12 protein-coding genes and 1 riboswitch are annotated in these 15,862 nt (G+C 46.0%); of the genes, 2 read left to right on the plus strand and 10 right to left on the minus strand.

What is annotated here, in order from left to right:
- Window positions 1-12: 12 nt before the first annotated feature.
- The 10 genes from ABNK31_RS17800 to ABNK31_RS17845 all read right to left on the minus strand — a co-directional run bounded on the left by ABNK31_RS17800 (window position 13) and on the right by ABNK31_RS17845 (window position 12,500).
- Window positions 13-2,799, minus strand: a complete 2,787-nt coding sequence (locus ABNK31_RS17800; protein WP_418895503.1) for a TonB-dependent receptor — start codon at window positions 2,797-2,799, stop codon at window positions 13-15.
- On the minus strand, window positions 2,796-3,359 hold the full coding sequence (locus ABNK31_RS17805) for a PepSY-associated TM helix domain-containing protein (protein ID WP_418895462.1): 564 nt from the start codon (window positions 3,357-3,359) through the stop codon (window positions 2,796-2,798). Before ABNK31_RS17805 ends, ABNK31_RS17800 begins: the two co-directional genes overlap by 4 nt.
- Window positions 3,328-3,876, minus strand: a complete 549-nt coding sequence (locus ABNK31_RS17810) for a hypothetical protein (RefSeq protein WP_418895463.1) — start codon at window positions 3,874-3,876, stop codon at window positions 3,328-3,330. The genes ABNK31_RS17805 and ABNK31_RS17810 overlap by 32 nt, the downstream gene beginning before the upstream one ends.
- A 20-nt stretch (window positions 3,877-3,896) precedes the next feature.
- Window positions 3,897-5,135, minus strand: coding sequence for a DUF4857 domain-containing protein (locus ABNK31_RS17815; RefSeq protein ID WP_418895464.1), 1,239 nt, complete (start codon window positions 5,133-5,135; stop codon window positions 3,897-3,899).
- A gap of 16 nt (window positions 5,136-5,151) precedes the next feature.
- Window positions 5,152-6,111, minus strand: a complete 960-nt coding sequence (locus tag ABNK31_RS17820) for a hypothetical protein (RefSeq protein WP_418895465.1) — start codon at window positions 6,109-6,111, stop codon at window positions 5,152-5,154.
- Window positions 6,112-6,139: 28 nt separating this feature from the next.
- Complete coding sequence (locus ABNK31_RS17825; protein WP_418895466.1) at window positions 6,140-6,421, minus strand: Txe/YoeB family addiction module toxin; 282 nt, start codon at window positions 6,419-6,421, stop codon at window positions 6,140-6,142.
- Entirely contained in the window at window positions 6,406-6,618 is a 213-nt protein-coding gene (locus ABNK31_RS17830; protein ID WP_418895467.1) for a DUF2683 family protein, read from the minus strand. Before ABNK31_RS17830 ends, ABNK31_RS17825 begins: the two co-directional genes overlap by 16 nt.
- Before the next feature lie 80 nt (window positions 6,619-6,698).
- Window positions 6,699-8,105: a TolC family protein gene (locus ABNK31_RS17835; RefSeq protein WP_418895468.1), complete on the minus strand. Its 1,407-nt coding sequence runs from the start codon at window positions 8,103-8,105 to the stop codon at window positions 6,699-6,701.
- A complete protein-coding gene (locus tag ABNK31_RS17840) occupies window positions 8,089-11,286 on the minus strand; it encodes an efflux RND transporter permease subunit (protein ID WP_418895469.1) in 3,198 nt (1,065 codons plus the stop codon). Before ABNK31_RS17840 ends, ABNK31_RS17835 begins: the two co-directional genes overlap by 17 nt.
- Window positions 11,287-11,387: 101 nt before the next feature.
- Window positions 11,388-12,500, minus strand: coding sequence for an efflux RND transporter periplasmic adaptor subunit (locus tag ABNK31_RS17845; protein ID WP_418895470.1), 1,113 nt, complete (start codon window positions 12,498-12,500; stop codon window positions 11,388-11,390).
- Window positions 12,501-12,925: 425 nt separating this feature from the next.
- Window positions 12,926-13,134: riboswitch (cobalamin riboswitch) on the plus strand.
- Window positions 13,135-13,199: 65 nt separating this feature from the next.
- Here ABNK31_RS17845 and ABNK31_RS17850 point away from each other — a divergent pair.
- Both ABNK31_RS17850 and ABNK31_RS17855 read left to right on the plus strand, forming a co-directional pair.
- On the plus strand, window positions 13,200-15,206 hold the full coding sequence (locus tag ABNK31_RS17850; protein ID WP_418895471.1) for a TonB-dependent receptor plug domain-containing protein: 2,007 nt from the start codon (window positions 13,200-13,202) through the stop codon (window positions 15,204-15,206).
- Window positions 15,207-15,235: 29 nt separating this feature from the next.
- A complete protein-coding gene (locus tag ABNK31_RS17855) occupies window positions 15,236-15,853 on the plus strand; it encodes an HmuY family protein (protein WP_418895472.1) in 618 nt (205 codons plus the stop codon).
- The last annotated feature ends 9 nt before the right edge of the window (window positions 15,854-15,862 follow it).

Consider the following 15,862-nt stretch of genomic DNA (forward strand, 5'->3'; position numbering starts at 1 on the left):
TCAATTTAAATATTATAATGTAAAATTTAATTCCATTCCAAAATAAGGGTCTACCGCCCTTCTGATTTTTGCACCGTAGACTTCGTATACAGGATAATAATCCAAAAGCTTGTTTACATACAACGATACCCGCACTTTTCGGCGAAAGTTTTTAGAAGCCTTCAGGTTGACCGACATTCCAAAGGGAACGCGCTCTTTGCGGAAACTATTCGGATTGTGGGGTGTGTAAAGATACTGAAGGATCATATCCTTTTTATCCTGTTCGGTATAAGAGTGCACACTGCCGTCGGTATCGATATACACCTCAGGCGTTTCGCTGCGCGGTTTGTTTTGTGAGAGATGAAACCATGCGCATTGTACCGACGTGGAAAACTCCATGTCGAGTTCGGGCAGATAGGTATCGAGCATCACTTTGGTATTCAGCTCCTCCCGAATATACCCTGACTCTTGTTGATACACTCCGTACTTTTCAATTCTGCGGTTATTCACCAATTGGTAAGGCTTATAATAATAGGGTGCGCTGTTACTATACTCCGTTTTAAACCAAGCGCCATCAAGGGTGAGGCGAGTCTTCAAAACATCCCATCGAGGACTTTGAAAAGTAAACTCAACTCCTTCTTTATCGATGATACTGCCATTTCCGCTAAAAGGGAAAGCATGCAAATAGGTGTCGTTCACATACGCAAGCTCTTCCAAGTCGGGACGTCCTTCATGCGTTTCAGTATAATCGTCGGGCACGATATAATCTTTATACACCAAGGGTTCCACAGCCGCTACTTGCGTACGGAAAGCCGTGGTAGTTCGTTCTTGGAAATAGTTTACCGCCAACTTATTGTTGTGAATATTGAGTTTCAACCGCAGATCGAATTTGCGGTTTTGCGCCGGGCGCAAATCATCATTGACGTGCTTGCGCTTGAACGTCTTTATATAAATCCTCCGATAATCGGGATTGGCGTGATAATAATTCAACTGCACCGCATCTAAATAAGTATAATCGGGATACAACTGAATAAGTGTGGGGAATTTATTGCTCCAACCATAACCGGCTGTTATATCGATTTGTATCTTTCTCCCCCATAGTTGAAAGTCGGGGAAAATCCATTGAGCACTTATCCGAGGCTCGGGATAAAGTTTGCCGTACATCTCATAAGACGGCTGCAAATTCAACATCGAAGAGCCCCGCAGCCCCACATTCATCTTTACATAATTTGCAGCCACCGGGAATCCGATCACATCTTCTACAAAAAAAGCCGCCAAATGGGAAGCGGGCACATCGGAATATGCCCTTGGGCGCGTATCGGTAGAGCCCGAAGGCGGACGCGAAGGGTCATATATCATGCCCTGTCCGTAATTCTTATCGAAATGCCAATCGAGGCCCCCCATCACATTATGAATAAGCCCCCATGTATTAAAAGAAAGTTCAGTTGTTGCCTGTGCAAAAAGGTTCAACGGGCGGCCGTCCATCCGCAAATCCGAAACCCAATTGGAAGGAAGATAAATGCCGTCGTGCTCCCCTTCCTCGGTAGAACTCGGAATAGCGGTCGGCGTTGTAATTTGTACGAACTTGACTTGATGGATACGGTCGTTTTCATACGTGACACCGGTTTTCAATTCCACCGACTTTACCATCTTTTGGCGTGTAAAATCGAAAGATATTGTTTGCCGTAAAGAAAAGCGGTCGTTACTTGAACGGTACGAATCGATATAGGTATAATCGATATCCGGATCGGTTTTATCCCGATCCACGGTATGTCCGAAATCGAAGTTCGGCGCCCAGTTTATTTTCACGTCACCGGCCATCCATTTCTTATTCAACCGCACGGAGGCGTTGATGCGCTGATAATTTTCCATCCTGTTGGTAGGATTCGATTTGGCATCGAGATAATCCGCCCCGACATTCACATCGAGGTTCCGCTTATCAAACCGGAAGCCCTTTTCGGCCGCAAACAATTTGCTGTATCCGTTGGCTAAAAAACGTAACGACAACGGGGTGGTGCCTTTTTTTCGTTCAATATTCACCACACCGCTGGTCAGGTCGCCATAACGAACCGAAGGGATACCCCGAATGATTTCTACATGGTCGATTCCGTCGGTGGATAAGGCACGCATATCGATTCCGCGATTGGTGGTCAGTCGGTACCGGTAGGCTTCGTCGCCACTAATTGATACTCCGTCGCCCCTCGAGAAAGAGTGCATGTCAGCGTTCGCCGACAAAGGTACGCCGTCGATCAGGAATGCCGTTCCCAGCGAACTCGTTCCGTATTGATTCTCCGTATCGCTAATGGTGGACTGTCGCAAAGAGATTAAATTCACGCCCGTCAATGCGGGATCTTTCGACAGCCTTCCGGGCAGTAATTCGAGGATGTCAGTAAAAGTGACCGGTTGCAAATGCTGCATGGCTTTCCGGTCGATCAATGACGAAGAGGTCATCCCGGCAGATTCGGTAGCGGTGACCACCACTTCATCCAACAACGTGCGATTCGACTCCATCTCAATGGTGAGGATTTTGTCGGCCGACAAAGAAACAGATTGTTCCCAGTCGGCATATCCGATGTATTTCGATTTTATGCGATATTCCCCGGACGGAATACTTTCAATAAACAACTCGCCCTTATCGTTGGTAACTGCATTGTACGTTTTGGCTCCTGAAATCTCTACCTGCGCATATATCAACGTTTCGCGCGTGCTTTTGTCCAAAACAAGGAGACGCAGGCTCACGAGGGGGCTTGTTTGTCCCCGCGCACTCGTAGAAAGAGGAGTTATAGCCATCAAGGCGACGAATAGTACGATCTGTTTCACGATAGGATCACATAAATAACAGGAATCAATATTCCTAGAAGTAAATACCATTTTCCGCGGCCGGCAATTCCTTTTTGCCCTTTCACGATGAGCAATCCCGAAATGGCTAAAAACAAAAGCGAAACGGCAAACAGGTCGGCCATCACTGTCCAGCCTCCCACCTTGTTATAATGCATCTTGTTAATCCAATATACAAAAGCCCGTTTATGATACAGTTCGTAATCGAGGTCACCGGTACGTGCATCGTATACTCCTATCCCTTTGTCGAGCAATAAACGCAGGTGGTCATCATCTATCTTCATGACCTTATTGAGTTGAGGCAAACCGCCCCGATCGGTCCAAACCACGGGTAGTTCATCGGCAGAAAGCCCGGAATGAAACAACAACGATTTATTTTCCGTTTTATAGGCCGGGTCTTTTTCATTCATATGGTTGAGCAGGATACCGGAAACGGCATAAATAAAACAAAACCCCACCGCGACAAATCCGATGTCGCGGTGCAGTTGGCGGAACCAATAAGCGATGGATTTATTTTTGAACGACATCGTAATCCTCGCCATCCATATAGTAAATGGGATAATATTCTTTGTTATTGGCATTCATCCATTGGCGCATCGACTCAATATTATTGAGTTCCGCCTTGCACGTTTCGGCTGATCCGTCTTCTTCGATCTTCTGTGCCTCCACATCTTTTTCATATTGATTGATATACTCTTGCGTTAACTTCCGCTCGCGGACAATCCCCTTGATTTCAAGTTCGGAGCCAACCAACTCGCGGTTAAATCCGCCGATTTCACCGCCGGCTTCCACACGCAGGGACGCATTTTCATCGTTACCGGCAAGAAAACAACGCTTACCGGAGTGCTTACAGGTATGTGTAACATGCCCGCGCACTTTGACGGTTTGCCCCACGAAATCTTCGGCATGCGCCAAGAGGCTGTCGAGTTCATACACGGTTAAATCGCTTACCGCTGCCGTTTCTGTTTGTTCCGCATCACTTGTTTTCTTCTGCGTAGCGTTGCCGCAAGATGCCAAAAATAGCGACATCACGGCCATTGTAATTAAAATTTTGTTCATTGAATCGTACTTTTATTATATTATTTATACTTAAAATCGGGAAGAAGCAACAACGCGATGAGGCCGGCAATCCCCGTGAAAAGGAGAAATGCCGCATGGAATATTTTTCTTTTCCGCGTATTAGCCACCAACCCAAACACGAGCAATGCAAGCAGGGCATTCACTGCGAACGCTTTTATCCCGGTAAAGACAAACGCCGGATAAATATAATCGCTATCCGGGTGGTCGAACGTCAGATAAGCCGGAAACAACCACTCCGACACACGGTTCCATACACCGGGTGTACAGGCGATATGATATTCATCCACTCGCTCCAATGTTTCCGTCCGAAGAGCATAATAGCCTATACCGGACGGCGTTGTGACAGAGACAGTCCAATATAACAAGTTGCCCATTAACAACATCTCATCGCTTCGAGTATCGACAGTACCAATATCCAACCTTACGGGGCGATACTTGCCATCGTTGCTTTCGATGATATACACACCTCCCTGCCGATCGAACAGGAAACCGTAAAAGCGCTTGTCGCCGACTTCAAGCATCGAAAAAGAAGCGATGTCGATGGAATCGCCTATCTGCGTATCACGTACGAAAGGACGATTATTCACCATCTTCAAGTGAAACAAATGCCCGTTGCGGTCGAGACAAAAATATCCTTCGTCGTACGGCTTTCGGGGATTGATATTTCCCGAGGCCCACTGCATGGGAAAAGTGAATCCTTCCTGTATCATCGCTGTGCGAAATTGTTCGCTTTTATCTTCATTTATGCGGTTGGACTTCGCATCGATGAATTCAATGCCGTCGCGGGTCAGGCGAAACACATCGTCCGGCACTTCAAGGCCGACACGTTTCGGCATCGATTCGAACATTACGTATAAATCCGTTTGCGGTGTACGGATATCGGTGGGGGTAAAACGAAATACCACGTTTTTCGACCGCACCAATTGCGGCGTAAGCTCATATCCATCCAACGAATCGGGCATTTTACCGTCAACCATCAACTGCCGAAAATTGAGCAACGGCATCAACGAGTCGAATTGCTGTGTCGTATAGATATTACCCGATTTATCTTTCATCGGCGCCTCTTTGTCATGAAAATCAATAAAGCAAAGTTCTTTTATTATCGAACTATAATAGGCGAAAGGATAATCGGCCGGCTTGTCGGTTGCTTTCTTCAATAAAGCGGGAATCGCCCACATCGCAAGTAATGTCGCCGTTATAAGAATGATACAATATATACCGGTTTTACTCTTCATCATTTTTATTTTTTGCAATTTATTGTACGCCATCCTTAAAACGGAACATGGAATAAAGGGGTAAAACGGAAACCGCCACCACTATAGCCGCTCCATAAAAGACAAACGGGACATAAGCACCCGATTTGGCGTTGAAAAAGAACAAGGAAAGCAGGCATACGGCGATTAATGCATCACCTATTCGTTGCCGCCAAACGGGCTCCAAACTTATCCATGCCACACAAAAGTAAGCCGTTAAACCTGCCAAGAACCATGGCAGGGATGCCCACACGGCCGAAACGACGATTTCACGGGGATAATATATGCCCAGCCATAATGCCAAAATCAGATAAGTCAATACGAAAAGAGTTACCAACACAGCCGCACCGTATGCCATCATGACCCACATGATCTTTCTTTCGGGCAAGGGCAAGTGAAGCGTCAGCTTCAACCGTTTATCCACCATTTCAGGCACATATTGCGATAAAGCCAGCAGCATACCGGCTAATAAAGGCAGCCACTGCATTTGTCCCAAAAGTGTAATATCTTTTACAATGACATTGAACCAAGTCTGTACCGCCCCGTTGATACGAAACATTTGACTGACATTGATAAACGTGTAGGCGATAAACCCCACAAAGACGAAAGCGATAAGCAAGATGGCTTTATGCGTTTTAACCCATTCCTTATAAAATATCGTGACATACTTTCCAATCATTTGTCCTAAAGCGCCATCGCCTATCACCATGGAGTTGAAAACGGTACTGTCGCCGGCGGTTACGACCCCATTGATTTTGGGGAACAAATCGAACGGGCTTTCCTTGATTTGATTCGGTTCTATTTCGGTAAACAGCTCCGAAAAAGATTTTTCTTTCACATTCGAGTAATCAATCACCTTGGGCGCCTCTTCCGATTGATCCCCGGAAGCATTGGTTCCCTGCTTGTTTTGGCAGGAAATACAAACGAACACCGCAACTAACACATAAACTAATTTTCTCATATCAATATTGTTACTAAAATAAAGCTGTTTATTTGTCTCTGTAATGCCCTGCGACCTGTACGATAACGACAAGTTTTTCGCTTTCGAAAATTTCATATACCAAACGGTCTTTTTTATTTAATTCTCTACTCCAGACATCTCCTTCATAATATTTTAAAGGTTCCGGAGAGCCTCCTCCTTTTCTCGGATCATTTTCCAGTTGAAGAAAAAAAGCATCTACTTTTTCCTTGTCCTGCTTTTTCCCCGACTTTTTTATTATCTGCAAATCTTTTACAGCTCTTTTAGAGAGTTGAATTATATACTTTCCCATAATTTCTCGGAATCTATGGTCAGTAGTTCTCCTTTCTCTTTCTCCTTTCTGGCTTCTTTAATTTTGTTCTCCAGTTCCGGATAAAAAAGATCTTCTCCGGTTTTTTCGCTCCTGTATTTGATTTGCATTTCTTCAAACATCGCTTTCAACAGTTTCAACTGCCTTTCATTTTCAGGCATGACTAAAATAGTTTTCATACTTGTTTACTTTATATTCAGATACAAAGATAGTATTTTAACGGCACGCCGGAAACTATTTTTTATGCGCGAGAAAACAATCAGTTTACGCCTCCTCCCAACGCATTATACAAATTCACCACGCATTGCAATTGCTCCAACCGTTCGCTTACTCGATTCAAACGCGCCGAAAGATAGGACTGTTGGGCCGTCAGCACGGCCGTATAATCGACCTCGTTGGCTTTCAACAACTCTTCGGTATACTCCACCGATTTTTGCGTAGCATCGATCTGTTGTTCGCGCAAATCGGTTTTACGGGCCACACTTTCATACGTATATAAAATGTCGGAAACTTCTTTTCCGGCGTTCAACACGGCATTTTGAAACGCAGCCATCGCCTGAATCTGACTTTCCTTTGCCGTTTCGAGATTGGCCTTTAATTGCCCTTGTGCAAATATCGGTTGCGTTAATCCGCCGACGATGTTCGCCAACAGGTTTTCGAGACTGAACAAATTGGAGAATCCGGAAGAGGCATATCCCACCATAGAACCCGAATGAAGGGTGATGGAAGGATAAAAACTTGCCCGGGCGGCGTTCGTCAACTCAAAAGCGACACGGAAATCCAGTTCGGCCTGTTTTACATCGGGACGGCGCGAAAGCAGTCGGGCCGGGACTCCCGCTTTCAACTGTCCCGGAACGGGTTGCGTGTCCAATGCAGAGCGCTCTACAGGACCCGGTTTCTTGCCCGAAAGGAGATTGATCGTATTCTCCAACTGACGGATACTGTTTTCTATATCGATGGCGCTCAGCCGGGTGTTCAGCAACAGAGCGCGGCTTTGCTCAACCGCAGCAGCGTTTTGCCGGGCGGCTTCTTTCAACGCTTCCATCGTTTCGACACTCTTGTCCAACAGTACGACCGTTTCCTTCGTGATAACCAGTTGTTCATCCAGCGCCAAAAGCGAATAGTAGGCATCGGCTATATTGGCTATCAACCCCGACTGCACCATATCTTTATAAGCCTGACTCTTCAGGAAGCGGGCATATTGTGCACGCGACTGCCGGTTGAGTTTTCCCCACACATCCAACTCCCAGTTCGCACTTATTCCGGCAAAGACATCATTCGAACTACGACTGAAAGCTTTGTTTCCGTCGGATGTTGCGGTATGCGTTACGGTAGCGCCCGCCGACACGTTGGGAAAATAAGCCGCCCGCGTTCTTTTTAATTCGATGTCCGCCTGACGGATACTGCTCACGGCAATCTGCAAATCGGCATTATTCACAAGAGCCGTATCGATAAGGCGCACCAAATACGGATCCGAGAAAAAATTCCGCCAGGGAATATCGGCAATCGAGGTACTGTCGGAAGCAATCACCTCCCGGTACAATTCAGTGGTATCCACCACCGGCGAGCGATACGGATTCAGTACGTGGCAAGAGGATAATCCTAAAAAAATAACACATCCCGTAAGCAAAAACAGGGCTAATCGATTGTTATTTTTGATCTTCATTATTTTTCTTGATTGTTTCATCATCATCTTCATCTACATTTACCAGTCCCGACTTGCGGAAACGGTCTTCAAAAGTTTGGAAAAGAATATACAGCGAAGGGATAACCAGTACGCCCAATACCGTTCCGATCAACATTCCGCCGATGGCGCTCAATCCGATGGAACGATTCCCCACGGCGCCGGCGCCGGTAGCCAACATCAAAGGCGTAAGGCCGGCAATGAATGCGAAAGAGGTCATCAGGATAGGACGGAAACGGGCTACAGCTCCATTCACGGCCGCTTCCACGATATTCATCCCCTGCTTCCTGCGCTGTATGGCGTATTCCACAATCAGGATCGCGTTCTTGGCAAGCAACCCGATGAGCATGATGAGCGATATCTGCACATAAATACTATTGGTAATTCCCTGATGGACACCAAAGAGCCACAGGAAGATAAACACTCCCGCCAACCCTACGGGCAACGAAAGGATCACCGCCAGCGGCAAGATATAACTTTCGTACAGCGCAGCCAGCAACAAGAATACAAAGATCAGGCAGAGCATAAAAATCATAAAGGTCTGGTTACCGCTCTGCACCTCCTCGCGCGTCATCCCCGAATACTCATACGTATAACCTTCGGCAAGGCCCTCGCTCAGTTCATTCACTTTATTAATTACATCCCCCGTACTATATCCTCCGGCAGTATTGGGGATAATGGTTACATCCATCGACGTATATAAGTTGTAGCGCGAAATCGTTTGCGGGCCGGTCACATCCGTCACCGTGAAATATTCGGTGATGGGCGACATTTCTCCCGAAGCAGTCCTGACATAGTAGCTGTTCAGGTCATCCATTTTCGAGCGGTATTCGGGCGACGTTTGCAAAATCACCCGGTACGATTTCCCGAACAACGTGATGTTCGACGTATATAAGCTACCGATATATATTTGCAACGTCGACAGCACATCGTTCATCGAAAGGCCCGCCTCCATGACTTTGGCCACATTCACATCGAGTTGCTTTTGCGGAAAATTAGGATTGAAAGTGGTGGAGGCCATCAATATTTCATCTTGCTGCTGAAGCTCTTGAAGGAACTTTTGCGTAACGGCATAAAAATCGGTGATATTCCCTCCGGTCTTGTCCTGCATCTTCAAATCCACACCGCTCGCCAAGCCGAAACCTCTCAACGTAGGCGCGCTGAATATCATAAACTCGGCGCCGATAAGAGAGTCCGTCCGCTGCTTCAAGACTGAAACGATATCCGAAGCCGTGCGTTTACGCTCGCCCCACGGAGTCAGTTTATACATCACGGTTCCGTAAGAACTTCCCAATCCGCTCATAAAGTTAATACCCGAAATAGTGGCCACATTTTGCACTTCCGGAATGGATTCGGAAAGAGACGCCACCTGATGGACAATCGAATCGGAACGTTCCAGAGACGATCCCGGCGGCAAGGTAATCATCAATATCACCTCCCCGCTATCTTCCTGCGGAACAAATCCGGTAGGAATGAGGCGCATCAATCCGAAAAGAATCAAAGAAAAGACGGCGATCATCGCCACCGTAATCCAACGGTGTTTTTTCTTACCGAGAAAACGCAATGTCTTTTCGTATTGCACGGTCAGTTTGTCGAAATACGTATTAAAGAATTTGAAGAACCGTTTAATAAGATTGTTTTTCGCCGGACGGGCGGTTTGCGATTCCGGCGGTTCGGGACGAAGGAAAAGGGCGCTTAAGGCAGGGCTTAACGTCAAGGCATTGATAGCCGAGATAATGATCGCCGTAGCCAAAGTCAATCCGAACTGTTTATAAAACACGCCGCTGGTTCCTCCGATAAAACTGACGGGAATAAATACCGAAGCCATCACCAGGGTAATGGAGACAATAGCAGGAGCGATCTCCTTCATGGTCTCAATCGTCGCCTCTTTCGCGTTTTTAGCCCCTTTTTCGAGCTGCGCGTGGACGGCCTCGACCACCACTATCGCATCATCCACCACAATTCCAATAGCCAGCACCAAGGCGAACAGCGTAAGAAGATTGATGGAAAAGCCTAACAGTTGCAACACAAAGAACGAGCCGATAATCGCTACCGGAATGGCAATGGCGGGTATAAGCGTCGAACGGAAACTCTGTAAGAAGATAAGTACGACAAGGAACACCAACACAAAAGCCTCCAATAAAGTGGTCACGACTTTGTGGATGGACGCATCGAGGAACTCGTTCGCGTCGGACATGTAAGTCAGCTTAAAGCCCGGCGGAAAGTTCTTGGAAACATCATCCAATTCCGTCTTCACCCGGTTGATCAGCTCCTGGGCATTGGAATTAGACGTTTGGCTGACACTAATGGATACGGCCGGAGCGCCGTCCGTCGTAGACAACACCGAATAATTCATAGAGCCCAGTTCGACATCGGCCACATCCGAAAGGCGGAGGATATGCCCGTTGGAAGAGCGAAGGACAATATTCCCGAATTCTTCCACCGTTTTAAGCCGCCCCGTATATTTGAGCGGGTATTGGAACGTCTGATCGCTGTTTTGACCCAGCTCCCCGGGAGCCGCTTCCACGTTTTGGTCGGAAAGGAGTTGCCTCACTTCCTGCGGCGTGATGCCATACGAAGCCATCACATCGGGTTTCAACCAGATACGCATGGAGTAGGTTCGCGCACCCATTACGCTGGCATCTCCAACTCCGGAAATACGTTTTATTTGGGGCAAGACATTGATATCGACATAATTTTGAATAAACTGTTGATCGTGCTCCGGATTGGTGGACGACACCGAAATACGCAGCACGTTATCGGTTTGTTGTTTCTGAACCGTCACGCCCGCCATCGTCACCTCGGCAGGAAGCAGCGAAGTAGCCTGATTCACGCGGTTTTGCACGTTTACCGTAGCCATGTCGGGGTCGACCTCCTGTTCGAAATAAATGGTGATGGAAGCCGATCCGCTATTGGAAGCTGTCGACGTCATATACGTCATTCCTTCCACTCCGTTGATTTGCTCTTCCAGGGGAATCACCACGCTGTTCATCACCACGTCGGCGTTGGCCCCGCTATAATTGGCCCAAACGCGTACGGTGGGCGGAGCGATATTGGGGTACTGTTCGACCGGTAAGGTAGATAATCCCAAAATTCCCAAAACAACAATTAAAATGGAAATTACCGTGGATAAAACCGGCCTTTCTATAAAAATTTTCAGCATAATTTTTTATTTTCTTTCAAATGTGTTACAAGCGGCCGAGGGCGTCGCCCGTACGGATACCGGGAGGCGTCGCTCCAAGCGACATCCCCGGCAACCCCCCATTATCGTTCTTCCTTTATTTTAATTTTCTGGGCATTCCGCAAAGTGGCGATGCCATCCAATACAATCCGGTCGCCCTCCTCGAGGCCCTGCGTAACCACATAGTTTTTACCGTCGGGCAAAGGATCGACCTGCACAATGGACTGAACCGTAGAATCATTCACCACTTTATACAAGACGATTTTGTCTTGTTGGGCAAACGTCGATTTTTGAGGAATCACAAATACATTTCCCACTTTGCGCGGAATCGAAACTTTGCCGCTGGCGCCGCTTCTCAGAACGCCCTGTTCGTTAGGGAACGCTACACGCAAGTTAACCGATCCGGTTGCCTGGTTGACAATGCCCGATATCGTGGAAACTTTTCCTTTTTCGGGATAGACCGTACCGTCGGCAAGGGTAAGGGTCGCTTCGGGGATATTCCCGATCTTTTCGCCCATCGAATTTCCTTCGAGGGTAGAAAGTAATGCCGAAAAAGCTTTTTCGTTAATGGAAAAATACGCATATACCGTTTCGACATTCGAAATAGTCGTCAGCGTGGTAGCGCCGGTAACCATATTTCCACTACGATAAGGAATAGAACCGACGACGCCTTCAATAGGACTTGTAACGGTGGTCCAGCCCGTGGTGGCCTGCGCCGCTTTTAAGGCAACCTCAGCCTCCGATTTTGAAGCCTGGGAAGCTTTATAGGCATTTTCATATGTTTCGAGTTGTACCGTACTGACTATATTTTTATCGGCCAACGGACGGATACGGTCCACATCAAGGCGGGCGGTATTCAGATTCGCCTCAGCGGTTTCCAACGCAGCCTTAGCCGAAGCCAAATCATGCTCGGAGGTAGGCGAATTCACCGAAAACAGAGCTTGCCCCTTTTTCACATACGCCCCTTCATCGATGTACACTTTATCGATGTAGCCGCTCACCCGTGGTTTTATCTCCGCATCTTCTTTTCCCCTTAATGTCACAGGATATACGCTTTGGAGTTCAGCGTCCTGTTTTTCCACAACCATTACCGGATACTCTCTTTCGGGACTCTCATTCTGCTGGCTTCTTCGTTGAGAACACGAAACAAGCAACAACAACGAAATCCCTCCTATTACCGTCGTTCTTATATTCATATTTATTTTACGTAAATTATCTCTTACCTATTTTATAACCTTTACCGGGAGTCACCTTTCCTTCGCGGTTTTTTATGTGACAAATTCTCCTATTGAAACAGTTCCGAAGTGCGAAGTAACAGTATTATCGATATATAAAAAAATTAATTCGACCAATAACCGGATTTTATCGACAAAAATCAACCCCGTAATCCCATTTTCAAAATTCGATTTCCCATCCATCCAAAGGAATTCATGGTTGGAGGAAACGGAGAACCGTCCATTTTTCAGAAGAGCAAAAATACAAAGAAATCTCAGAGACAAACGCTTTTTATTTTCTTAATTACTTTATTTCACAAGTTTTAAAGATGTGCCGAACACCAAAGCCGCTTTCATGAGGCATCTGTCGTATTTAAAACTTATTTCATTTATAAAAAATTCTCCTTACCTTTGCCCCGTATTATGGTGAACCGCTACTTTTCGGTAAGCGGTGAGAGGGAATCCGATGAAAATCCGGAACAATACCCGTTGCTGTGATCCCGTTCTTAACAAGAATATTGCAAACTTCGGCCACTGATATCAACCGCACATTGTATATCGGGAAGGCTTGCAAAAAGGGAAAGTCAGAAAACCTGCCGTAAGGATACAACATTCATTTATCCCGGGTTTGGAAAAGTGAATCGAAGATAATTTGTCTTTCTACAATATTCCAAAAAAAGTATGAAACGTAAAAATGCTTTTATTGCACTCCTTGTGCTATCGTTATTTTTGTACGAAGCCGTGTATGGACAGGGTGAAGGAGAACAGATTCTCCGGCCGAATACACAAACCGGCGATAGTCTGGAAATAAAAGATAAAATCCGGAATTTGGAAGAAATCGTCGTCACCGGAACTCGTACGGAAAAAACATTGGCCAATACGCCCATATTGACCCGTGTAATATCGTCCGCCCAATTAAGGCAAAATGATTTTGAAAACATCATGGACGCATTGGAATATACTATTCCGGGATTGCAATTCAATAGTGATCCGCGTGGAGACAATATCCGTATACAAGGGCTCGAAAATAAATATCTTTTGATCTTAGTCGATGGGGAACGCCTGTCGACCACTCCGGGTGGGCCGATCGATTTTGAACGATTGAGCCTGTCGAATGTTAAGCAAATTGAAATTATCAAAGGAGCCGCCTCTGCCTTGTACGGTTCGAGCGCAATTGGAATGACCATCAATATTATTACTAAAACGCCTGACAGGAAATTGGAAGGTTGGGCCAAAACCCGTTATTCCCGCTTCAACGATTGGGTGCTGGATGCCAGCGTGGGTACTGCTTTCAGGAGAATCACCTCCCAAACGCTTTTTTACCGGAATTCGCATAATGGATACGACCTTACACCCGAATCGCCGCAAGCATTTACCAAAGATCCGGGCACGAACATGAATATTGAACAAAAATTCGCTTGGAACCACAAAAAGACGCAGATAACGGCGTCCGGCATCTATTACCTTACGGAAGTGACGAACCCCGGAGAAAGTGTCAAAAACACCCATTATAAAAGTAATAATAAAACCCTCCGGGTGACCGCCACTCAACACTTCGCAGACAATCATCAATTGAAAGCTTCCTATTACGGCGACTTCTATACCCGTAACACCATCTATCAGTCGACAAACGAATCGGAAAAAAATGCCACGTCCGACATACAGACCCTTCGTATATTGGACACGTACACCCCTTCAGTAAGCCTACAGGCTATTGCCGGCGCGGAATATAACTGGAATAAGGATTATAATGCGATTCAATATGGCGAAGAAATAAAAACGCGTAAAGTAAACGATATGAACGGTTTTGCGCAGGTTGACTGGCAAATAATTCCGCTTCTGAATGTCGTAGGAGGATTTCGCTTAACGCATCATTCCGTATTCGGGAATGCCTATAGCCCGAAGATTAACGTCATGCTCAGTCCCGGCAATTGGAAATTCCGGGGAGGTTACAGCAAAGGATTCAAAGCCCCCGATCCGACCGAATTATTCTCCGACTTCATGATGGGTTCTGTCTCTCACAATATCGGCAATCCCGACTTAAAAGCCGAAAAGTCCGATTATCTGTATTTTTCCTCCGAATATCGCCGTGCGGCTTTCAATATAAGCGTCGATATGTATCAGAACAGCATCCGGAATAAAATTCAATCGGCATTCGTGGTGGTAAAGGACGAAAAAGGCGTGGAAGAAACGGAATTACGTTATAGCAACGTAGACAACGCCCGCATCCGCGGAATGGAATTAAATGTAGATTACCGTCCGGCACAAAAAGTCTCTCTTCATGGAACCTACGCTTATACTGACGCAAAAGATACGGAAACGGATTTGCAACTGAAAGGCAACATCCGCCACGCCTTCAGTTGGCATGCAACCTATAAGGACCGGCTGTTGGAGAAAGATTTTTCGATTTCTTTAGCCGGTCATTGGAATTCGTCCAAGATCAACGATACGGAAGAGATTACGACCGATTCCCATACGGGGAAGACCGTTCAAACCGTCACCACCAATCCCCAATCGGCTTTCAGCTTATGGAAACTGACAGTGGTGTGTACGCTTTGGAAGAAAGGACATACACAACTGGATATATCCGGCGGCATCCGTAACATATTCAATTATACCGATCCGGTTAAATTTACCACCTACGATCCGGGGCGGAGGTTCTTCGGATCCGTTTTATTCAAATTTTAACAATAACAATGTATTTAAATTATTTAGCAATGAAAAAGATCACTTTTTTAAAACAAGCTTTTTTCTTGACAGTCGCTCTTTCTTTCATCGGAGTATTTCAATCTTGTGACAAAGAAGATAATCCGGTGGTAAATCCCGAGGCGAAAAAGGTCACTTTTAAAGCAGAAAGTTTCACCGAATGGACCTATTTCTCTTTCGAAAAAGGAACAGTCGTTACCGTGGATCAAGAAGAATATTCCGAAAACCTGAACTGGGATATGGGATTCCTCCGTTTTAATATCCGCACTAACGGCGGCACATCGGGGAAAGGACAGGGAGCAGTGTACGCCACCGATAAAAAGAGCTTTGATGAGGTAACAACTATCCCAACTTCAGGCCTTATAACCGATTCTGAAATAAGTGTCATGAAATCCGGAGACATGCCTCCTAAATATGCAAAAACGACGGGAAATACCGCTTTCAAAGTAGGAGAAAATCAAGGATGGGCATTTTATAATTACAAGTCCGGAGATTGGACGATTAATAACAATGTTTTCATTGTACGCTCTGCAAATGGCAAATATGCGAAGGTAATTATGAAGAACTTTTTAAACGAAAAAGATGAATCCGGTTACATCACGTTCGAATATGTGTATCCGTTCAATTGATTTATTGAC

The sequence above is a fragment of the Limibacterium fermenti genome, from assembly GCF_041902845.1.
In the GTDB taxonomy this organism is placed as follows: domain Bacteria; phylum Bacteroidota; class Bacteroidia; order Bacteroidales; family Dysgonomonadaceae; genus Limibacterium; species Limibacterium fermenti.